At 61.6% G+C, this 21,497-nt stretch carries 22 protein-coding genes and 1 tRNA gene; 2 read left to right on the forward strand and 21 right to left on the reverse strand.

The window, feature by feature from the left end; genetic code table 11:
* Positions 1-38: 38 nt before the first annotated feature.
* The 5 genes from LJF34_RS09520 to LJF34_RS09540 form a co-directional block, all read right to left on the reverse strand.
* Positions 39-752, reverse strand: coding sequence for a hypothetical protein (locus LJF34_RS09520; protein WP_231184734.1), 714 nt, complete (start codon positions 750-752; stop codon positions 39-41).
* 180 nt (positions 753-932) lie between these two features.
* Positions 933-1,457 (reverse strand): hypothetical protein, encoded by a 525-nt coding sequence (locus tag LJF34_RS09525; protein WP_231184735.1) that lies wholly within the window; start codon positions 1,455-1,457, stop codon positions 933-935.
* Complete coding sequence (locus LJF34_RS09530) at positions 1,458-1,871, reverse strand: hypothetical protein (RefSeq protein ID WP_231184736.1); 414 nt, start codon at positions 1,869-1,871, stop codon at positions 1,458-1,460.
* 301 nt (positions 1,872-2,172) lie between these two features.
* Positions 2,173-2,784 carry a hypothetical protein gene (locus LJF34_RS09535; protein WP_231184737.1) on the reverse strand — a complete coding sequence of 204 codons (612 nt, stop codon included), beginning with the start codon at positions 2,782-2,784 and terminating at the stop codon, positions 2,173-2,175.
* Positions 2,781-3,110 (reverse strand): hypothetical protein, encoded by a 330-nt coding sequence (locus LJF34_RS09540; RefSeq protein WP_231184738.1) that lies wholly within the window; start codon positions 3,108-3,110, stop codon positions 2,781-2,783. Before LJF34_RS09540 ends, LJF34_RS09535 begins: the two co-directional genes overlap by 4 nt.
* Here LJF34_RS09540 and LJF34_RS09545 point away from each other — a divergent pair.
* The gene (locus tag LJF34_RS09545) at positions 3,109-3,306 is read left to right on the forward strand and encodes a hypothetical protein (RefSeq protein ID WP_231184739.1); all 198 of its coding nucleotides are present in this window, start codon (positions 3,109-3,111) and stop codon (positions 3,304-3,306) included. The two genes, LJF34_RS09540 and LJF34_RS09545, sit on opposite strands and share 2 nt — an antisense overlap.
* On the opposite strand, the gene LJF34_RS09550 is transcribed toward LJF34_RS09545, so the two are convergent.
* The 7 genes from LJF34_RS09550 to LJF34_RS09580 all read right to left on the reverse strand — a co-directional run bounded on the left by LJF34_RS09550 (position 3,288) and on the right by LJF34_RS09580 (position 10,033).
* A tRNA-Ala gene (locus tag LJF34_RS09550) sits at positions 3,288-3,359 on the reverse strand. The genes LJF34_RS09545 and LJF34_RS09550 overlap by 19 nt on opposite strands.
* A 5-nt stretch (positions 3,360-3,364) precedes the next feature.
* Positions 3,365-3,982 carry a rhomboid family intramembrane serine protease gene (locus tag LJF34_RS09555; protein ID WP_231184740.1) on the reverse strand — a complete coding sequence of 206 codons (618 nt, stop codon included), beginning with the start codon at positions 3,980-3,982 and terminating at the stop codon, positions 3,365-3,367.
* A 114-nt stretch (positions 3,983-4,096) separates the two neighbouring features.
* A complete protein-coding gene (gene rpsJ, locus LJF34_RS09560; protein WP_007979652.1) occupies positions 4,097-4,405 on the reverse strand; it encodes a 30S ribosomal protein S10 in 309 nt (102 codons plus the stop codon).
* A gap of 3 nt (positions 4,406-4,408) precedes the next feature.
* Positions 4,409-5,674, reverse strand: a complete 1,266-nt coding sequence (gene tuf / locus LJF34_RS09565) for a translation elongation factor EF-1 subunit alpha (protein ID WP_231184741.1) — start codon at positions 5,672-5,674, stop codon at positions 4,409-4,411.
* Positions 5,675-5,819: 145 nt separating this feature from the next.
* A complete protein-coding gene (locus LJF34_RS09570; protein WP_231184742.1) occupies positions 5,820-6,770 on the reverse strand; it encodes a homoserine dehydrogenase in 951 nt (316 codons plus the stop codon).
* A complete protein-coding gene (locus LJF34_RS09575; protein WP_231184743.1) occupies positions 6,767-7,306 on the reverse strand; it encodes an amino acid-binding protein in 540 nt (179 codons plus the stop codon). Before LJF34_RS09575 ends, LJF34_RS09570 begins: the two co-directional genes overlap by 4 nt.
* A 540-nt stretch (positions 7,307-7,846) precedes the next feature.
* Positions 7,847-10,033: an elongation factor EF-2 gene (locus tag LJF34_RS09580; protein WP_231184744.1), complete on the reverse strand. Its 2,187-nt coding sequence runs from the start codon at positions 10,031-10,033 to the stop codon at positions 7,847-7,849.
* 141 nt (positions 10,034-10,174) lie between these two features.
* Here LJF34_RS09580 and LJF34_RS09585 point away from each other — a divergent pair, with 141 nt between their 5' ends.
* Positions 10,175-10,933 (forward strand): DUF5781 family protein, encoded by a 759-nt coding sequence (locus tag LJF34_RS09585; RefSeq protein WP_231184745.1) that lies wholly within the window; start codon positions 10,175-10,177, stop codon positions 10,931-10,933.
* 53 nt (positions 10,934-10,986) lie between these two features.
* Here the strand turns inward: LJF34_RS09585 and LJF34_RS09590 are convergent, their stop codons facing one another.
* From LJF34_RS09590 to LJF34_RS09630, 9 genes are all read right to left on the reverse strand, one after another.
* The gene (locus tag LJF34_RS09590; RefSeq protein ID WP_231184746.1) at positions 10,987-11,604 is read right to left on the reverse strand and encodes a 30S ribosomal protein S7; all 618 of its coding nucleotides are present in this window, start codon (positions 11,602-11,604) and stop codon (positions 10,987-10,989) included.
* A gap of 2 nt (positions 11,605-11,606) precedes the next feature.
* Positions 11,607-12,035 carry a 30S ribosomal protein S12 gene (locus LJF34_RS09595; protein WP_007979666.1) on the reverse strand — a complete coding sequence of 143 codons (429 nt, stop codon included), beginning with the start codon at positions 12,033-12,035 and terminating at the stop codon, positions 11,607-11,609.
* Positions 12,036-12,186: 151 nt separating this feature from the next.
* Positions 12,187-12,756: a hypothetical protein gene (locus LJF34_RS09600; RefSeq protein ID WP_231184747.1), complete on the reverse strand. Its 570-nt coding sequence runs from the start codon at positions 12,754-12,756 to the stop codon at positions 12,187-12,189.
* Positions 12,757-13,087: 331 nt separating this feature from the next.
* On the reverse strand, positions 13,088-13,519 hold the full coding sequence (locus tag LJF34_RS09605; protein ID WP_231184748.1) for a NusA-like transcription termination signal-binding factor: 432 nt from the start codon (positions 13,517-13,519) through the stop codon (positions 13,088-13,090).
* A complete protein-coding gene (rpoA2, locus tag LJF34_RS09610; protein WP_231184749.1) occupies positions 13,519-14,700 on the reverse strand; it encodes a DNA-directed RNA polymerase subunit A'' in 1,182 nt (393 codons plus the stop codon). Before rpoA2 ends, LJF34_RS09605 begins: the two co-directional genes overlap by 1 nt.
* 44 nt (positions 14,701-14,744) lie before the next feature.
* Complete coding sequence (locus LJF34_RS09615) at positions 14,745-17,675, reverse strand: DNA-directed RNA polymerase subunit A' (protein WP_231184750.1); 2,931 nt, start codon at positions 17,673-17,675, stop codon at positions 14,745-14,747.
* A gap of 1 nt (position 17,676) precedes the next feature.
* Positions 17,677-19,503 carry a DNA-directed RNA polymerase subunit B gene (gene rpoB, locus LJF34_RS09620; protein WP_231184751.1) on the reverse strand — a complete coding sequence of 609 codons (1,827 nt, stop codon included), beginning with the start codon at positions 19,501-19,503 and terminating at the stop codon, positions 17,677-17,679.
* Complete coding sequence (locus LJF34_RS09625; protein WP_231184752.1) at positions 19,503-21,059, reverse strand: DNA-directed RNA polymerase subunit B''; 1,557 nt, start codon at positions 21,057-21,059, stop codon at positions 19,503-19,505. Before LJF34_RS09625 ends, rpoB begins: the two co-directional genes overlap by 1 nt.
* Complete coding sequence (locus LJF34_RS09630) at positions 21,059-21,286, reverse strand: DNA-directed RNA polymerase subunit H (RefSeq protein WP_231184753.1); 228 nt, start codon at positions 21,284-21,286, stop codon at positions 21,059-21,061. Before LJF34_RS09630 ends, LJF34_RS09625 begins: the two co-directional genes overlap by 1 nt.
* Positions 21,287-21,497 lie beyond the last annotated feature (211 nt).

The following is a 21,497-nucleotide window of genomic DNA, read 5'->3' on the forward strand; positions in this document are numbered from 1 at the left end:
ACGTGCATTCGTTCTACCCAGTTTTCGTTTCCTATTTCTCAGACACGGTTCGACACCTCGGTTATTTTAGCTTGGTCTGGCTCGACCGAGCGGGGCGAAGGGCCGTTGTTGTCCTGTGCCTTCTTACCGTCACGTTCGTTAACCGACCGAAGCCACGCACGGAGCAGCACATCGACATACGCGAGCGGGAGCGCATTCTTGGCGAGATGTTGCTTTGGGTAGTCTCCACGAACACCTTTCACCGACTTCCACCACTCGGTCGTTCTGTCGCTGTAGTAATACGGACCACACTCGGTTTTTAACGTCCGTTCTCGCGGTGGTGCCCGAACGGAGAACGAGGTTTCGAACGCACGTTCGTACTTGATGGGAAGGCCGAACTGTTTTCCGTTCAGAACTACCGGATCCCGCAACGGGGCGCGTGGCTTGTTCTCGATGATATAATTATCTGCAATCGAATTCGCTAACTCCCGAGCACGAGGTATCTGGTTCTCGTGGTCATCGGGGTCAACGTTCGGCATATCCGTCCACTTGGAACATTTCGGATGGAGGACTGCAAGATGAGCGCGGCGCTCTGGCGTCTCTGTCATCAAGTCCATCGCGGTCGTCGTTTCGTAGACTGGGTTCGGTTTCGGGTCGATAGTGAACCGATGAACGTCTCCGTATGCCGCGAGCGCTTCGCCCTCGACGCCGTAGTCCGCGTACAGATGGAAGATTACCGTCTGCTGATTACCTTCTACGGACAGCTCACTCATGAGACACCACCTCGATTACGTTGTGAGGGGTTGCTCCCCCACAGTTGCCGCAAGCGTGTTTAAACGTCTGATTTTTCGGGTCTTCATCCGGATTCGTGAGCCAGTTGGATTCGACCCGCCGAACTGTGACCGCGTGACACCCACAGCAAACGACTCGGGCCTGCATCACCGAAATCGACATCATGCCACCTCCTCGTCGGGGAAAACTCGCGTGTGAACGACGTTTGCGGGCTTCCCTCGTTTCGTCGAGTGAGTCGCGTCCATCCAAGTGACACGACCAGCAACGCGTTCGAGATCCCGAGCGCGGATGAACCGCGTTTTCTGGATGGGTGTGGGTGCTGTCGGGTCGTAGACGACGAAGAGGTACACCGCGTCGTCCTCGACCAGCCGGACGTGATCCGGGAGCCATAACCGATAGCGACCGCGTCGTCGTCCGTTCGCCGTCTTCGTCCATACGAGACAGCCTTTGATTTGCACCTTTGTCCCATCCGCCTCCATCAGGTCGATGGCGTCCGTCGTGTCGAACTCGCGGTACGGGTCGTGCTCAGCGTGGAATGTCGCGTCGAAGTAGCTGTCTCGAACGAGTTCCATCGGGAAGCGGTTGCAGAGGTCTTCCTCGATCTTGTTGGCGAAGAACTTCGCACTCGACTGGTATTCTTCGCGGATCTGCACCTCGTTGATGGCGGTCTGAACGTTTCCGCTCATCTACTGACCCTCCTCTGCCACCTTCACGACGATGAAAACCGCATTCACGTGCTGCGAGAGACCGATCAGCCCCTCCTTTTTCAGCGGCCGGAAGACGGTAGAGCGGACTGTGTCCTTCTTGATGTTGCACTCGCTCGCTACGAGCGATTCAGCGGCCGAGACGGCAATCATGCCGCCGTTCTGGTCAACCGCTTCAGCGAGGCAGCGGTATCCCCGTCCCGCCAGCCCGCCAGGAACCTCACCTGTGGTGTCAGTCTCGCCGTCGAGTAGTTCGTTACGGAGCGCGTCACGAACCACATCTGCCATCGACAGATCGCTCGTTGCGTCGTTGATTGCCCGGACGAGATCAGGGTCTGAGACACGGGCCTGTACTCGAACCTGCTCGGCTGCATCGCTGGCTTCGGTGGTGCTCATTTCGCCACCTCCAATCCGCTCGCGGCTTCGTGCACGCGCGCCCCTCGGCGTGACGCGCTCGCCCGAATAAGCCGCCTGCCCGCGCAGCAGCGCGCGCGCCGCTTAATAACCGCGCGTTGGCACGCATACGTGTGCGAACCTCGTCGTATTCGACTGCCCCCCTGTTGAGTACAGAAGGTAGATGCCCGCCGAGAAGCCATTTCACGCTCGATTTCTTTGCTTCCGTCTGTATTACAGCACTCGGGATTTGACTCCGATTCTCCGCTCCAGTTGTTCCAGTCGAAACAATCGAAACGAAGGTTCATCGGCGGCCCTCCCCCGGCACACGCCGGTCACCGTGGAGTGCATCTGACCGGGTTGCTTGGTCGATCTGACCACCATCTGCAACCAACTCTTGCTGGCTTTCCTCCAGCTTTCTCTCGGCACGGCTCAGTAGGTTGCTGACCGTTCCAGGTGACGAGTATCCACGCTCCCGCTGGTACTCTCGCACGCCGACATCGCCGATTCTCGTAGCGACGTAGGCGTTTCTCTCGGCACGAGTGAGTACGGACAGGTCGGGCGTCGGAGGCGACTCTTTGACCTCCGTGGTGGCGATCTTCACCGGGTCGCCGTAGATGTCCTTGGCACCGACGAAGTCCGCTTTCCTGAGGGTACACAGGTGAGCACACGCCCCTTCATGGAACTGGAATCCTTTGCAGTCACACCGTCCAACGTAGCGGTCTCGCTGCTTGGCGATGGCGACGACGTGAATATCTCCGTCCGGGAGCTTAACCCGGAATCCGTAGCTGCTAATCGGGTCGATGACCGCGTTTTGAGGATCCGCACGCTCCCACGAACTCCGCCCGTTTCGGGCCAGTACGCCGAAGTTCAGTAGGTCGCCTGTCTCGGCGTCGTTTTGAGAAACAGCGCTCATGGAGGCGAACACCTCCTGACGAAGACACCAGCTTCTCCTGCTGCTGGATCCTTGATGTGGTCACGAACCGACTCAACGACGGTCTCCGCATCGACCACATCGAACTTGATCCACCCCTCGCTTTGCCGGTGCCAATTGACCTCGAAAAAATCGCCATCTTCAACCAGATATCCGCTCCATCCGGCGGCGTCTTGCCACAGCCGCAGTTCGCCGTTCTCGTCGAAGAGGTCAGTTACTTGGCGACGCTTGACGACTTCGACGGTTGCCTCGTTCTCATCGAGGTCAACATCAACTCTCGTTCGCCTCTTTCCGTGGCGTCCACTCATGCCGACCACCCCCTCGATCCTTCGATCCAATCGGGTGACGGCTTCGACCCGGTTGGAGTCGCCACTCGAACTCTATCTGAAAGAGGTCTTCTTCTCACCCGATGGCGACGTGAAACAGGAACGTTACGGTAGTCACTCGCCGATTTTCTGGGTCTTCGCAGGAAAGTGGAACTTCTATGGACTCGCCGGGATTTGAACCCGGGGCCTCTTCCTTGCGAAGGAAGCGATCTGCCACTGATCTACGAGCCCTCGAATTATTGTACCGCCCGGTCGTTACTTGTAGCTTGTGTTTCGACGCGCAGGATGTGAAGGCGTCCCGCGATTAGGCCGACCGCGAAGCCGGTGAAGTGGGCGAGGAGCGCCACGCCGGGCGCGGCCGTCATCAGCGTGATGAGGGCGGTGAAAACGACGACGATGGCGGCCTGTGCGCGACGCGAGAGATGGAGCCGACCGAACACGGCGTCCGAGACGGGGTTCCCGGCGAGGAGGTAGCCGTACAGGCCGAGGACAGCGCCGCTGGCTCCGAGGACGGCGGGGGCACCGGCGGAGAACAGGCCGCCGACCCACACCTGCACGAGGCCGGAGAGCATTCCGACGGTGATGAAGAAGGCGTGAAAGCGCGCCGTCGTCGTCACGCGTTCGACGAGGAGGCCGGCCACCACCAGCGCGATGGCGTTGGAGAACAGGTGGCCGAAGTTGGCGTGGGAGTAGACGCTCAACGGGAGCGTCCATGGGCGAACCCCGACGGGAGGTGCGAGTGCGAACAGGCTGACCGCCCAGAAGGGTCTGATGAACCCGAGCGCGGACTGGAGGGCGAACACGACGGCGAAGGCGACGAGCGTCTGTATCGTCGGCGAGCGGGGGAGACGCATACCACTACTCATCACCGAAACCACAAAAAACGAACCCACGGAGCGACCGCTGGTCGGCGGGTGAAAAACGAAAGAAGATCGCGCGGATTTCCGAGAACGGGGATACGGGGTATCTTAGTCCTCGAGGACGATTTCGATGCTCACGTCGTTCGGGACCTGAATGCGCATCAACTGTCGAAGCGCGCGTTCATCGGCGTCGAGGTCGATGAGGCGCTTGTGGACGCGCATCTCCCAGTGTTCCCACGTCGCAGTGCCCTCTCCGTCGGGCGACTTGCGCGTCGGGATCTCCAGCGTCTTCGTCGGGAGCGGAATCGGACCGCTCAGGGAGACGCCGGTTTTCTCGGCGATTTCGCGGACATCGTCGCAGATGTCGTCGAGGTCCGAGGGGTTGGCTCCCGCGAGTCGGACACGTGCTTGCTGCATCGTTTACTTCTCGTTGACTTCGAGGACTTGACCGGCCGCGACGGTCTGGCCCATGTCACGGATTGCGAACGAGCCGAGTTCCGGAATCTCGCCCGCAGGTTCGATGCTGAGTGGCTTCTGCGGTCGAACCGTGACTTTTGCTGCGTCACCGGACTTGATGAAGTCGGGGTTCTCCTCCGCGACTTCACCGGTGGACGGGTTGATCTTCGCGTCGATGGACTCGATGGTACACGCGACCTGCGCCGTGTGGGCGTGGAAGACCGGCGTGTAGCCGGCCGTGATGACGCTCGGGTGCTGCATCACGACGATACGGGCCGTGAACGTGTCGGCCACTTTCGGCGGGTTGTCGGCGGGGCCACAGACGTCACCGCGACGGATGTCGTCCTTGCCGATGCCGCGGACGTTGAATCCGACGTTGTCACCGGGTTCCGCTTTCGGAACTTCCTCGTGGTGCATCTCGACGGTCTTCACTTCGCCGCCGACGTCGCTGGGCTGGAACGAGACGTTGTCGCCCGTGTTGAGCGTACCGGTCTCGACACGTCCGACCGGCACCGTACCGATACCGGAAATCGTGTAGACGTCCTGGATGGGCAGACGGAGGTCCGCGTCCGTTGGCGGTTCGGGTGCTTCGAGGTCGTTGAGGGCCTCGAGCAGCGTCGGGCCGTCGTACCAAGGCGTGTTGTCCGAGGACTCGGAGACGTTGTCACCCTCGAACGCCGAGGTGGGGACGAACGTCGCGTCGTCGGACTTGAAGTTGACCTGCTTCAGGAGCTTCGAAACCTGCTCTTTGACGTCGTTGTAGGTGTCTTCCTTGTAGTCGACGACGTCCATCTTGTTGACCGCGATGATGAGCTCGTTGATACCGAGCGTCTTCGAGAGGAAGACGTGCTCTTGGGTCTGTGGCGCGACACCGTCGTCGGCGGCGACGACGAGAACCGCGTTGTCGGCTTGGCTCGCACCCGTGATCATGTTCTTCACGAAGTCACGGTGGCCCGGACAGTCGACGATGGTGAAGTAGTACTCGTCGGTGTCGAACTCCTGATGGGCGATGTCGATGGTGACACCACGCTCTCGCTCCTCCGCGAGGTTGTCCATCACGTAGGCGAACTCGAAGCCGCCCTTACCCTTCTCTTCCGCTTCTTCGCGGTGCTGTTCGATTACGTGCTCCGGGACGCTCCCTGTCTCGAAGAGGAGTCGCCCGACCATCGTGCTTTTACCGTGGTCGACGTGGCCGATGACGGCCAAGTTCTGGTGTGGTTTGTCGCTCATTGTATATCTCACGCGCAGATGCGCTCTGGAGGAATTATTTGGCAGAAGCGGTTAAAACCATTTCGATACGCTATGCAGGCCATCTCGCCGCCGTCTGGCGGTTAATGGCAACAGATGTCATGGTGGAACGGAACACGGACGGTCGTCACGACTCCCGGTCGAGACGGGTCACATCGGCCAAAACGGCGGTGGCGGTTTCGTCGCCGCCGGCACCGCGGCCGCTGATGTTCAACTGTCCCGCGTGTTTCGTCTCGAACTGGACGATGTTTCTCGTTCCCGAGACCGCAAGCGTCCCGTTTTCGGGTACCAGACGTGGACCGACGCTGACCCCGTTCGGGGACACTTCGCCGACCAACCGAATCGTCCATCCGTCCTCCGCCGCGAGTTCGAGCGCGCTTCCCGGCAGGTCTCGGATGCCCTCGATGTCGGCGTCCGCAATCGTGTAGCCTCCGTCGAACAGCACGTTCGCGAGGATGGCACATTTCAGGGCGGCGTCGGTGCCGTCGACGTCGAACGACGGGTCGGCCTCCGCGACGCCGAGGTCCTGTGCTTCAGCGAGGACGTGTTCGTAGCTCAGCCCCTCGGTCGCCATTCGCGAGAGGACGAAGTTGGCGGTTCCGTTGAGGACGCCGCGAACCGCCGTGACGTTCTCGGTGCCGACGTCGGTGATAGTCGAGAGGACGGGAATCGCACCGCCGACGGTCGCCTCGAAGAGGAGGCCTCCCTCGCTGTCGCGTTCGAGTTCGCGCAGTTCGTCGTAGCGCTCCGCGACGGGACCCTTGTTCGCCAGCACGACGTGTCGGTCGGTCGCGAAGGCTTCGCGTGCGTGGTCGAATCCGGGTTGTGCGTCCCCGAGCGTCGTCGGCGTCGCCTCGACTAACACGTCGTACCCGCTTTCCAGTGCGGTTTGCGGGTCGGCGTCCCCGACGGTGCCGTCGCTGGCCTTGCGTTCGAGCGTGTCCGCCACGTCGATGCCGCTCTCGTCCACGACCGCACCCGACGAATCCGTCAGCGCCGTTACGGTGTGTCCGTACTCCCCCGCCAGTTCGACGACGGACCGACCGACGGCACCCGCACCGAACACGGCGATTTTCATGCGGCTTCCTCCCCATCGGTCAGCGGTCCGATGACGCGTAACTCCTTCTCGTCGGCGACCGAATCCACGGTATCGAGGACGTCGCGCGTGTCGGCCGAATCGGTGGCGAGGCGCAACCGGGCGCTCGATACGTCGCCCGTTCCTTCGGGTGCGGACAGCGAAATATCGACCACGGACGCGTTCGATTCCGTCGTAATCCGGGAGAGGGTATCCGACACGTCGGTGTCGATGATGTGTCCGGTGAGAATCACCGTGACCTCCTCGTCGTATCGCTCCGCCCCTGCGCGAATGACGTTGATGCTCGCCGTTCGGAGCGCGGAAACGATGGTGTCGAAGCGGTTGGGGTGACACTCGAAATCGACTTCGACCGGAATGTTGCCGCGAGGGGTAAGCGACCCGCGTTCGTGAAAGACACTGAGTAAGTTGCCGCCGTAGTCGGCAATGGGTTCGAGGGCCCGGAGCAGTTCGCCCGGTTCGTCCGAGAGTTCCAATCGAACCGTATACGCCTGCACCGGTCCGCCGCCGTGGTCGGTCATACTGACAGGATTGGGGGACGGGGAGCAATAAACCTTCAGTCGGGCGCAAAATTCTCCAATCGAAGGAGGGTAACGGGATGCAACGGAGACGAACGGTACGAGACCGAGATTAGTCCGATCCTATGACATGCGTTAACGGGGTCGTAGTAATATCCCTCGACCGTGAACGCCAAGTCGGTGATAGATGATGCAATTTACCGATGCCATCGGTGCGAGTAGTACCAGTGCGACCCGGAATCACGTGTGTGCGTTCTGCCAAACGGCGTTCGATAGCCGCGAACGCGTCTGCCCCGTGTGCGATGCGGAAATCGTCTTCCGGGGTGACCGATAGCTGAGCGCAGTAGTCCAAATCGGATACTCGACGGGACAGAGACGCGACTGAGTGGACGATACCGCAGAAACCGATACATGCTGTTCTTATGTACCCCTGACCGCGAGATGCATCTCAGCGCACCCATAGCGGGGAGACGGGAGAAATCACTCGGCCGATTCCGGCGACGGCACAAAAGATCGCGGTTCGAGAGCGTCGCGCGGCGTCGATTAGAAGTAATCGACGGCCTGCGGCAGTTCCAACTTCATACCTTTGCGCTCGCGGATCTCCATGATGGTCTCGGGTTGGAGATTGTCCGCCATGACGCGGAATCCGGCGTTCTCCGTGTTCCACGACGCACGACCTTCCGTCGCACTGCGGATGTCCGAGGAGAACCCGATCATCTCGTCGACGGGCGCGATACCTTCGACGACCATGAGGTCACCTTCTTGGTACATGTCGTCCACGCGGCCACGGCGACCCTGAATCTCGCCGGACGCGGCGCCCATGTGTTCGTTCGGCACGTCGATACGGACGTTCTGAATCGGTTCGAGGAGTTTGACGTGACCGTGGATGAGTGCGTTGTGCACTGCCTGCCGGACCGCAGGGATGACCTGTGCCGGACCACGGTGGATGGTGTCCTCGTGGAGACGCGCGTCGTGGAGTTTGATGAGCGTCCCCTGTACGGGTTCTCCCGCAAGCGGACCGTCGTCGAGCGCCTCCGTGAGGCCCTCGATGACGAGTTCCATCGTCTCGTTCAGGTGCTGGATACCCTTCGTGTCGTCGATGAGGATGTTCGTCCCGTGGATGTGTTCGACGTTCTGGCTGGTGTCCTTGTCCATGCCGGCTTCCTGCAGAACCTCACGCCGTTCCTGCTCGGGCATGTCCATCGACACCTCGCCGAGTCGAACCTTTTCGACGATATCTTCGCTGAGGGGTTCGACGGTGATGTAGAACCGGTTGTGGCGGTTCGGGGAGATACCTTCGACTTCGGTGGTCGCCCCTTGGACCTGTTCGCGGAAGACGACGATGGGTTCACCAGTCGTCACCGGGATACCCTGATTACGCTCGATACGCTGGGTGATGACTTCGAGGTGGAGTTCACCCTGTCCGCTGATCAGGTGTTCTCCCGTGTCCTCGTTGATATCGATCTGGATGGTCGGGTCTTCCTTGGAGACCTGTCGAAGCGTTTCGATGAGTTTCGGCAGGTCGTCCATGCTCTTCGCCTCGACGGACTTCGTGATGACGGGTTCGCTGATGTGCTCGATGGACTCGAACGGTGTCATCTCCACGCTCGATACCGTGGAACCGGCGATGGCGTCTTTCAGACCGGTGACGGCCGCGATGTTCCCTGCCGGGACGCGCTCCACTTCCTCGCGCTCGCCACCCATGTAGATGCCGACGCTCTGGACGCGGTTCGTTCCGACGGTTCCCGAGATGTAGAGGTCTTGGCCTTTCTCCAGCGTACCGGAGAAGACACGACCGGCGGAGATTTCGCCGGCGTGCGGGTCGATACCGATGTCGGTGACCATCAGGACGACTTCGCCGTCCGGGTCGACGAGTCGCATCTGCTCGGCGAGTTCGGACTCGTCGTCGCCACGCCAGACGCGCGGGATACGACGGGGCTGAGCCTCGATGGGGTCCGGGAAGTGCTCACAGACCATGTCGAGGATGACGTCCGACAGCGGCGTCTTCTCGTGAAGCTCTTGGCGCTTGTCGTTGCGTTCGAGGTCCATGATGTCCGCGAAGTCCATGCCCGTCGCTTGCATCGACGGCATGGAGACACCCCACTTGTAGAGCGCCGACCCGAACCCGACGGTTCCGTCTTCGACGGAGACGGTCCAGTCGTCCACGTCGTCCATGTCCTCGGTCATGCCGCGAATCAGCTCGTTCACGTCGTCGATGACGTTGAGCAGGCGGCGTTGCATCTCCTCGGGACCCTCTTGGAGTTCCGAGATGAGTCGGTCGACCTTGTTGATGAACAGGGTCGGCTTAACGCCCTCGCGGAGCGCCTGTCGAACGACCGTCTCCGTCTGTGGCATCGCGCCCTCGACGGCGTCGACGACGACAAGCGCACCGTCGACGGCGCGCATCGCACGGGTCACGTCGCCTCCGAAGTCGACGTGGCCCGGCGTGTCGATGAGGTTGATGAGGTGGTCTTCGCCCTCGTACTCGTGAGTCATCGAGACGTTGGCCGCGTCGATGGTGATACCGCGCTCCTGTTCGTCCTCCTCCGTGTCCATCATCAGCTGGGTGGCTTCGCCTTGGTCGGCGATCATGCCCGCACCGGCGAGGAGGTTGTCCGTCAGCGTCGTCTTGCCGTGGTCGACGTGGGCGGCGATGGCGATGTTCCGGATTCGCTCCGGGTTGTCCATAAGCCGCTCACACTGTTCGACGATCTTCTTTCGTCTACCCATATATGGGTATCCCTACCTGTACGAGGTTGAAAAGCGTAGTGTTTTCCCGCCCGAAAAACGGCCGGAAACGGTCCATTTCCCTGCTAAACAGTCACATATGGCACAAGAGTAATGGCCGTGTAGGCCGTGCCAACAACACGCATGGATATTCGAGTACACGGTTTGACGTCCCCGAGCCCGTTCCTCAGCGCTTCCGATATCTTCGAAACCGAGCTCGACCTCGAACGACCGGTTCACGTCCGCGTTCGCGACGACCCCGACGAACGAACGTGGACCGCCCATCCCGACGACCACCACGTCCTCAACATCTCTCGGCAGGCCGCGACCAGCGTCATGGCCCGGGAACTCGCGCTCCACGAGTACTCCCACATGGCGCGTAACGAACAGGACCATCCCTCGCACACCCAGTCCACCGCCGAGGCGCTGTTCCTCGCGTTCGCCGGTCGGTCGGTCGAACGTCGGAAGCTCACCCACTGCTACCAGATCGCGAACCACATGAAGGACATCTACGCCGACGATATCACGCTCCGCGTCGGCCCGAGCGACAAACTCGTCACGTTCCTCGAATCGGAACTCGCAACGGCCGTCGCGGACCGCCCCGCCGAGGTTCGTGGACGACGGCTGACCGCCACGTCCGACCCGGAAATGACCGCCGTCAACGCAGCCTTCGCTCTCGCAATGGTCGAGCGCCACGACCTCGTCCCGCGCGATCACCGACTCTACGACCTCGCCCGCACCGCCTCGCGCGACGCACCGACCGTGGACGTACAGGGGTTCAAATACCGATTCCTCTCGCTGTCGGATGACCCGACCGAGAGCGAATACAGGAAAACCCTCGTGGACACCGCTCGGGAGTACGTTCTCGGAAGCGGGAACGCACCCGAACGGGCCGCGGACTGAAACACGGAGTCGAAACTCACGAACGGGATAAACGAGAGAATATCCGAGAGAATTTAGCGGGCCGCGGCGGCGACGCGTTCTTTCTCTTCCTTCTGGTTGACCGCGTAGGTCTGCACGTCGTAGTCCGCAGCGCCGATGAGCTGGGACGCGAGTGCCTCCTCGGCATCGGTCGACGACTTGAAGGATGCGCTGTGGGCACCTTCCGCGATGAATTTCAGGGCCTGGTCGACGCGACGCTGGGGAGCGACGTCGACCGCCTTCGGGACCGAGATACCGCCGTATTTCAGGCGAACCGTCTCCTCACGCGGAGCGGCGTTCTCGACGGCACGGACGAGAACCTGAACCGGGTTCTCCTCGGTGCGGTCGTGAACGATGTCGAACGCGCTGCGGACGATCTTCATCGTCTGCTGTTTCTTGCCCGTGTTCTCCTCCGTCTGCATGAGACGGTTGATGAGGCGCTCGACGATGCTGACCTCGCTCTTCTGGAACTGCTTCGATGCGTGGCGGCCCATCGTGTGCGCGACGGGCGTGATGGTGATGTAGCGCTCGGTGCTCGGGTCGCGGAAATCGATTTCCGAAACGTCCCACGTTCCGAACAGCTTCGCGGCCATCTCGTCGCCTTCGGTGCCGACTTCCTGTTCCGGCTCTGGTTGTTCTTCGTCTGCACTCATGGTTATCGGACCGGTTTCTCCGCGTTTCCGCGAACCAGTTCTTTCAGGCTCACGCCGTTGACCTTCTCGACCTTGTAGTTGACACCGGAGATGTCACCCATCGCACGACCTTTCGCACCGCCGATACCGGCGATGGTGACCTCGTCGTGTTCGTCGATGAACGAAATCGCACCGTCGCCGGGACAGAACGCGGAGACTTGCTTTCCGTTCTTGATGAGCTGGACACGGACACATTTCCGGATCGCGGAGTTGGGCTGTTTTGCCTCGATGCCCACTTTCTCCAGCACGATACCTCGGCCCTGCGGCGCGCCTTCGAGGGGGTCGGATTTCTCCCCGAGACCGCGCTCACGTCGGGCGTAATCGGAGTCAGACCACCGATGCTTCTGGCGGTCCTTCTTCAGCTTACGAGCTGCGTACTTGCCGTTCGCCATATGCAGTGGACTATCCGACGAAGGTACTTAAGCGTCCCCTTTTGGAAGCGGCGAAACGCCCGCAGGTCGCTCGAAAGGGGTCGATAAAGCGATTTGAAAGCGTTTCAGTGATTCTAAGCCGAGCCAACGGTTTCGTTCGAACCGAACCGTGTCATCGGCCCGTCGGGGAATCGGTCCCCAGCGACCGTGAAACGGCGTCCGCAAACCACCCGAACAGGACGAACAGCCACGCCACCGACAGCGAGACGCCGACGGCCACAGCGGCGAATTGGACGCCGAGAGAACCCCGAAAGAGCACGCTCAAACCGAATCCGACGAGGTACGCCGCCATCAGCGGCCACCCGACGGCGACTCCGAGCAATCGCTCGACGTCACGAAGCCACACCGGCGTCGTCGTCACGTCAAGTAGTTGAATCCAGAGCAGCAGCGAAACGACCGCAAACAGCGCAAGTGCGCGGTTCGAAGGTGCAAACAACCAGCGCTTCCACGTCGAAGCCGAGTCCGAATCCCCTTCGACCACTTCGACGACCACCACTGCGACGACGTAGCTCACGACCACGGCACCGGTGACGAATCCGAGTGTCCGCGGAACGACGCCGGATACTCCATACGCCGTCGTGACGTCCGCGTCCCGAACGATGAACCAGAGGAGCGGGTACAGAACGGCGACGAACGGAAAGGCGAGCGCCCGGCGAGGACGGAGGAGGGAGCGGAGGCTCATACCACGAAAATAGTGGTTATCTGAGATAAATCTTGATACGGAGACTACTCTCGGCGGGTGCGAACCGGCCATCCTCGGTACTCGGAGAACTGCCGATGTGCAGTTCGTCCGAACGTCCCAAAAATCAGCAATCTGTACAGCCGCCGCACCGACGAACACTCGCCGCGAGCGGGAGCGTAGCGACCGGCGAGCGGGCCAAGCGACGACCAAAGCGAACGCAGTGAGCGGCGGGAGGAGCGCGGGCTTTTGGTCCAGCTTTTGCCAGGGAGGTAGGCCGAGAGCGAGCGCAATTTGCGCTCGCTCTCGGCCCCCGACCGCAGCAAAAGGTGGTTCAGGTCAACTGGATGTCGTCCACCTCGAAGTGGCGCGCTACCAGCAGTTTCGCGGCCTCGATGTTGCGGCCGTTCGCCCCGATGGCGACGCCGGTGTCCTGCTGTGCCACCTCGGCGTAGGCCACCGTGTCGTCGTTCTCGCTGATGGTGACGTGCCGGACTTCCGCCGGGGCCAGCGCGTTGACCACGAACCGGTCCGGTTCGTCGGCATCCTCGACGAGTTCCACGTCCGCGCCGAGTTGGTCCTCGACGTTCCGAACGTGTTCGCCGCCCGGCCCGATGGCCTGTCCCATCTCGCCGGGTTTGACGACGAAGATGACGCGCTTTTCGTCGTCCTCACCGAGGACGATACAGTCCCGGGCCGTCGCGCCCGTTTCGTCCTCGAAGAGGGCGATGTACTGGCGGGCCGTGTCGGTGAGTGTGACCGTCATCAGTCGGACGGTTCCGCGCCGCGACTGACCGAACCCATCCGGAGGTTCACGTCGCCCGTTCCGAGTTTGATCGGTTTGCCGACGATGACGTTCTCGATGACGCCGTTCAGGTCGTCGATTTCGCCGTGGATGGCGGCGTCGAGCAGGTGGTTCACCGTCACCTCGAACGCCGCACGTGCGAGGACGGACTCCTTGCTGCCCGAGATACCGTGGCGGCCGATGGACTCGATGGTTCCGCGGTTGGTCATGATGTCCGAGACCAACATTAGGTGTCGGACGTTCACGTCGTCGAGACCCTGTTCTTCCAGCGTGTCCATCGTCTCCTCGATGATGGATTCGCGCGCCGCCTCGACGCCGAGCGTTCGGTAAATCTCGTGGATGTTGTTACACGTCGTCCGGGAGGCGTCGACGCCCTCGATTTCGAGCGCGTCGGCGAACGCCGACCCCTCGGTGTAGAGGACGAACTCCTCGCCCTCGTCGAGGGATTCGCGCCGAATGACGACGCGGGAAATCTCCTCGATGCCCTTGAAGACGATTTCGCGGAGTTCCTCGACCAACTGGAGGAGTCGTCGGTAACTCGGCTGGTCGGGACCGAACTCGATGACCGACCCCTGCTGGGTCGTCTTGACGCCGAGGCTGTCCTCGATGGTGGAGGAAACCTCGTCGGGGGTGATCATCCGCTCTTCGAGCGTGTCCTCGTTCAGGTTGATGGACACGATCATGTCGGCGACGTTCGTCGAGATGTCGCCGAGTGCGAGGATTTTCGTCGCCTCGATGTTCCAGACGACTTCGTGAGCCTTCTCGCGGTTTTCGGCGTACTCGTCTTCGAGATACACCGTCATGATGGGCGTGTCGGGCGTCTTCCGTGCGTCCACCAGTTCGATGAGGCGCGGAAGCCCTTGGGTCACGTCCATCTCCGCCACACCCGCGTAGTGGAACGTGTTCATCGTCATCTGCGTTCCCGGTTCGCCGATGGACTGGGCGCTCACCGTCCCCACGGGGTCGAGCGGGTCGACGCGCGTGTCGAGGTAGCGGTGTTCGACCGCTTTGGCGATGTCCGTTACCTGTTCGAGCGAGACGCCATCGCGCGATTCGACGGTATCGTACACTTCGTCCTTGAGTCGTCGGGGAAGTTCGGTGTCCTCGACGATGGCTTCCATATCGTTTGTTACGTTAGTCATCGTTCACCTGAAGTTTGCTGAAGGTGAGCTTGATTGGGCTCCGCTCAATCATCGGATTCCACCTGCCGTGCGTCCGCGTGTTCGGACAGATTCGTCGGCGGCCGTTGTTCGCCCAGGAATTCGAGTTTTCGTGTCTCGCTGTCGAACTCCTCGTCCAGAATCTGGTCGGCGATGCTTTCGACGTCTATCGGATTCTCCTCGTCCGAGGAGACCTGAACCGGCGAGGTGCCGTCCTCGCCGAACTCGAACTGAACGATGTTGTCGCTGGTGTCGCGCACCGTGCCGTCGTACTGCGTTTCGAGTTCGGACAGGGCGTTGATGAGACGACGCTGGAGGTATCCGGACTTGGACGTACGGACCGCCGTGTCCACCAGACCCTCGCGTCCACCCATCGCGTGGAAGAAGAACTCCAACGGCGACAGACCGCCGGTGTAGGAGTGCTCCACGAAGCCGTGGGCGTCCGCCGAAAGGTCGTCCGCCTGATAGTGCGAGAGCGTGCGGTCCTCGTATCCGCGGTTGATGCGCTCGCCCCGAACTGCCTGCTGTCCGACACAGCCGGCCATCTGGGTCAGGTTGAGCAGCGACCCACGCGCACCGGAGTCTGCCATGATGACCGCCGGGTTGTCGCTGGCGAAGTGATCCTCCGCGATGTCACCGGCCGAGTCACGCGCCTTGCCGAGCGTCTGCATGATCTTCATCTCCAACGTCTCGTCGACGGTTCGGCCCGGAAGCGATTCCAGTTCGCCGTTCTCGTACGTCTCGATGAGGTCCTGAACGCGCTCGTAGGCGTTGTCGATGGCTTCGTCGATCTGTTCCTGTGCGCCCACCGGAATCGTCTCGTCGTCGATACCGATGGAGAATCCGAAGTGCATGATGGCGCGCATCGCCAACGTCGCGACCTCGTTGATGAAGTGACGGGCGCGGGTCTCGCCGTACGCCTTACAGATGGTGTCGACGATCTCCCCGCCGAAGGCACCGACCGCGTCCTCGTCTATCGTCCCTTCGAGGAGTTGGCCGTTCTCGATGATGACCGTATCGCCGGTCGAACTCGTGAATTCGAGTTCGAGGCCGTCGGGCAGGAGTTCCGAGAACAGCGTCCGACCCGTCCAGTACGGGGTGCCGTCCTCGTCCGTGCCGTCCTCTTCCGGCAGTTCGTCGATACGCGTCGCACGGAGCAGGTCGAGCGCCTGCGTCTCGTTGAAGTGCGGATTGTGGTGGGTGAGGAGATACGTCCCGGAGATGTGGTCCTGAATCGCGCCGATGATGTTCTCACCGAAGCGCGGGGACAGGATTTGTTCCTGCACGCGCATGAGCACGCGCGCTTCCGCGCGTGCCTCCTCGTTCTGGAGGGCGTGCATGTTCATCTCGTCGCCGTCGAAGTCGGCGTTGTACGGCGGACAGACGACGGTGTTCAGTCGGAACGTCTTGTACGGCATCACGACCACTTCGTGGGCCATGATGGACATCCGGTGCAGGGACGGCTGTCGGTTGAAGATGACGATGTCGCCGTCGATGAGGTGTCGATTGACCTCCCATCCCGGTTCGACCTTCTCCGCGAGTTCCTCGCAGTTCTTCTCGGTCACTTTCAGGCGACGGCCGTCGGGTCGCTTGACATAGTTCGCGCCGGGGTGCCCCTCGGGTCCGTTTCGAACGTAGCGTCGGGCCTCCTCGATGCTTCGCGGCGTGACGTTCATCGTCTGGGTCATCTCGCGGGCGACCCGTTGCGGGACGCCGACTTCGTTCAGCGAGAGCGTCGGGTCCGGCGAGATGACGGTCCGCGCCGAGAAGTTCACGCGTTTCCCGGACAGGGAGCCACGGAATCGCCCTTCCTTACCCTTCAACCGCTGGGAAAGCGTCTTCAGCGGACGCCCGGAGCGGTGGCGGGCGGGCGGGGTACCCGAAATCTCGTTGTCCATGAACGTCGTGACGTGGTACTGGAGCAGTTCCCACAGGTCCTCGATGATGAGCTGCGGGGCACCAGCCTCGCGGTTCTCCATGAACCGCTGGTTGATGCGGATGATGTCCACCAGTTTGTGGGTCAGGTCGTCCTCGGACCGCTGGCCGTTGTCCAACGTAATCGACGGACGGGCCGTCACCGGCGGAACCGGAAGGACGGTCAGAATCATCCACTCGGGACGCGAACGATTCGAATCGATGCCGAGCGCCTCGATGTCCCGGTCCGGGATGTCCTCGAACCAGTCGCGGATGTCCGACGGCATCAGCTTGTTCATGTCCTCGGTCGTGAGGTCGATGGAGAGCGCCTTCTCGATGGCCTTCCGGTCCGCTTCGCGCGGTCGGAACTCGCCCGAGATGATCTGGTTGATACGCGAAAGGTCGACGTCCGTCTGGTCGGCCAACTCCTGCGGCGAGACGGGTTCGAGGTCCTCGTCCTCGTCGCCTTCCTCGTTTCGACCCTGCATACGGGAGGCGATTCGCTCCGAGTACTCGCTCGTGAGGACCTGCTGAACCTCGTAGTAGGTCGTCGGCTTCTCGTGGTTGATGTCGTACTGGACCTCACCGCAGTGAGGACAGCGGTCCTTCTTGCGGGCCTCGCGAATCGCGGCCTTCGTCACGTCGGTGATATCGTTGCCGAGTTCCTTCGTCCGCGTGAGCATGCCGCGGTACTTCTCCTTTTCCTCCTCCGTGAGGAGCAGGCGCGAACAGTCGCGGCAGGTACCGCGAAGGAGACGGCGGATGAGTTTCGTGAATCCGACGTGGATGACGGGGGCGGCCAGTTCGATGTGGCCGAAGTGACCGTTACAGGACCCGGAGTGTTGCCCGCAGGTCTTACACTCCAGACCGGGGTCGATGACGCCCAATCGCGGGTCCATCAGCCCCATGTCGATGGGGAATCCGTCGTCGTCGTAGGTGTCGGCGGTGATGATTTTCGTCGCCGACATCTCTCGGTACTCCTCCGGGTCCATCAGACCGAAGCTGATGGAGCCGATTTCCTTGGGAGTTTGACTTGTTGCCATGTTAGACTGCGTCCTCCAGTTCGAGTCGCGGCGCGATGCCGAGCGCCTTCATCTCGTCGAGCAGGAGCTTGAACGCGTAGCTCATCTCGATTTCGTGAATATCCGTTTCTTCCTCACAGTTCGGGCAGTACACGCGGTTCTGGTCGATGTTCTCCACCGCGCTCATACCGCACTGCCCACAGACGTAGATCCATTCGCGGTCGGAGGAGTCGAGGAGACGCTCCTTGAGTGCCAACGCGGCACCGTGTCCGATGAGCACCTCGCGCTCCATCTCACCCACGCGGAGACCACCCTCGCGGGCGCGCCCTTCCGTCGGCTGACGCGTCAGCACCTGCACCGGGCCACGGGACCGGGCGTGGAGCTTGTTCGACACCATGTGGTAGAGCTTGTGGTACAGAATCGTGCCGACGAAGATTTCGGCCTCGATCTTCTCGCCCGTCACGCCGGAGTACATGATCTCCTTGCCGGACGATTTGTAGCCGCGCTCCTGCAGCGCCGACCGGAGTTCCTCCTTGTCCTCGCCGGTGAACGCCGTCCCATCCACGCGACGGCCTTCCATCGCTCCGACTTTGCCGCCGATCATCTCCAGCACGTGACCGACCGTCATGCGCGACGGCAACGCGTGCGGGTTGACGATGAGGTCCGGGACGACCCCCTCCTGCGTGAAGGGCATGTCCTCCTGCGGCGCGATGTGACCGACGACACCCTTCTGTCCGTGCCGCGACGCGAACTTGTCCCCGAGTTCCGGGATTCGCTCGTCGCGCACCGACACCTTGGAGAGCTTCGAACCGTCCTCGCCCTCCATCAGTGTCACGGTGTCCACGACGCCGGATTCGCCCGAGCGCATCGTGACGCTCGTCTCGCGGCGTTTCTGTGGCGACAGACCGCCCATGTCGTCCGGTTCTTCGAGGAACCGCGGCGGACTCGTCTTGCCGAGGAGCACGCTGTTCTCGTCCACGCGCGTCTCGGGGTTGACCAGACCGTCCTCGTCGAGGTGCGTGTAGGCGTCCTCGCCGCGGGCACCGCGAACGTCGTCGCCCGGAATCTCGAAGCGATCCTCCTGTCCACCCGGGTAGCGGCGTTCCTCGCCCTCGTAGGTGCGGAAGAAGTGCGAACGAGCGAGCGCGCGCTCGACCGACCCTTTGTTCATGACGAGCGCGTCCTCGATGTTGAACCCTTCGTAGCTCATGACCGCGACGGTGAAGTTCTGTGCGGCGGGTCGGTCGTCGAAACCGATCTGCTCCGTCGTTTGCGTCTTCACCATCGACAGCTGTGGGTAGTGGAAGAGGTGCTGACGCGTGTCCGGACGAATTCGGTAGTTCGCCGACGGCAGGCCGAGCGACTGTTTCATCATCCCCGCACCCATCGTAATACGGGGACTGGCGTTGTGTTCCGGGTACGGAATCATGCCCGCGCCGATACCGAAGATGAGTTGCGGGTCGATTTCGAGGTGCGTGTGGTCCTCGTTCAACTCCGCGTCATCGACGGCGACGTAGATGTCCTCTTCCTCCTCGGCGTCGATGAACTCGATTTTGCCGCGTTCGACGAGTTCCTCGAACGAGAGGTCGCCCTGATTGAGCGCTTCGACTTCCTCGTCCGTAATGCGGGTTTCGCCGTCCTCGACCACGAGGAGCGGTCGACGGGCGCGTCCCGCGTCCGCGTTGATGATGACTTCGCTGGTACGTTCCTTGACCGAGACGTTCACCATCTCGCTCACGTCGCCGCGTCGTCGCGCCTCACGTACCTGATCTGCGAGCTGTTCGGGGTCGGGGTGTGTTCCGACCAGACTGCCGTTGACGTATACTTTCGCTTCTCGTCCCTGACTCATCAGTCTGCGCTCCCTTCGATGCTCTCGATTCCGGGAATCCCCTCGACTCCCATCGACGACAGTTCGTGTTTGAGTTCCTGTTCGTCCTCGATGTTCTGGCTCAACTCCATCGCCTGCGCGAAGTTCTTCACCAGACCACAGTTCGGCCCTTCCGGCGTCTCGGACGGGCAGATGCGACCCCACTGGGTCGCGTGCAGGTCACGCGCCTCGAAGTGGGGTTGCGAGCGACTGAGCGGACTGCGGAGGCGGCGAAGGTGTGACAGCACGCCCATGAAGTCCGTCCGGTCCACCAACTGCGAGACGCCGGAGCGGCCGCCCACCCAGTTCCCGGTCGCGATCGGGTGTTCGAGACGCTCGGTGAGAACGTCGGATCGAACCACCGTGTTGACGGACAACTGCCGGTTGCGCATGTTCGCGCGTTCGAGCTGGTACTTCACGTCGCGTGCCAGCTTGTTCAGCGCCGTGCGGAACAGGTCCTTCATCAGGTCGCCGGACACCTTCAGCCGTTTGTTGGCGTAGTGGTCCTTGTCGTCCGAGTCGCGGCGGCCCAGCGCGAGTTCGAAACACGCCTCGGCCATCCGCGCGAGGTAGTACGCCTTGTTGATGCGAACTTCCTCCTCCTCGACGCCGTCCTCGTGGAGGTGCGGCAGGAGGTAGCGATCGATGACGTAGTTCGCCCGCTTCAACTGGTAGTTCTTGCCCTGTCCGGAGGCGACGCGCTTCCCGAGCGTCTCGATGGCCTCCTCTTGGGTCTGGACCTCCGCCGCCTCCAGATTTTCGAGCATGAACTTCACGATTTCCGGGTCGTCGGAGACGCGGTGGACGATCTCCTCGTCGGATTCGAGGCCCAGCGCGCGAACGAGCGTGACGAAGTTGACGCTCCCGGACACCGACGGGAACGACACTTCGAGCAGGCCGTCGCGCGAGCGCTCGACGAGGACCAGCGCGCGGTAGCCACGGCGCTGGCTGAACGTCTTTGCGACCTGAATCTCGTCGCCGTACTTCGTGTCGTACTCGGCGAGAATCTTGTTCGGCGCGAGGTCCTCCGAGGTCATCAACACTCGCTCGGAACCGTTGACGATGAAGTAGCCGCCGGGGTCGGCGGGGTCCTCGCCGATTTCGACCAAGTCCTCCTCGTCGAAGTTGGCGATGTTACACTTCTCCGAGCCGACCATTATCGGCATCCGACCGACTTTCGTTTCGGTCGAATCGACGACGCGTTTGTCGTCACCCTCGCCCTTGACGATGGTCATCTCCATGAAGACGGGTGCGGCGTACGTGATGTTGCGAAGACGTGCCTCCTGCGGGTAGAGGAGTTCTTCGCTGCCGTCCGCTTCACGTACGCGCGGGGTGACCACCCGGATGTCGCCGAGTTCGACGAACACCGGTTCTTCGCCCTCCTTGTCGCCGATGTCCGTGTCGATGATTCCCTTCTCGGTAACGACTTCCTGCATGCCGCGGGTCAGGAAAGCGTTAAACGAGCGGTAGTGATGCTCCGCGAGTCGTTCTTTCGAGAAATACTCCCTCGATAGTGTGCGTCTGTCTTCCTGTTGCATTATTCCACCACGAGTCGATACACGACGGCGTTCTCCGTCGTTCGAGAGTCGCGGACGATTTTGATGACGTCACCCGTATCTGCGTCGTCGGGCAGTGCCGGGTCGGTCCGCTTGATCTTTGGCAGGTCTGTACTCTTGATGTCGTATTCCTCGAGCACCTCGTCGAGTTCGTCCGGGTCGACGATGGAGTGCTCTGGAACCATTTTGTGTTGGCTTACGTCTACCATGTGTGCGCGAGTTTTCGGCTAACGGGAGAAATGGCTATCACGAGATACTACAGGGTATTACACGCAGCACTCATTTAAGACTTGCTAAGTAGGTTCGCACACGCTCGGCTATCCCGAACCTCCACCCACGAAGCGGAGGCGACCAACTGAACACCTCTATCTACTTCGTTCTGGTATAAATGGTTTGGGCATTCGGGATGTGTTAACATCC

The sequence above is a fragment of the Haladaptatus sp. DYF46 genome (assembly GCF_021083305.1).
In the GTDB taxonomy this organism is placed as follows: domain Archaea; phylum Halobacteriota; class Halobacteria; order Halobacteriales; family Haladaptataceae; genus Haladaptatus.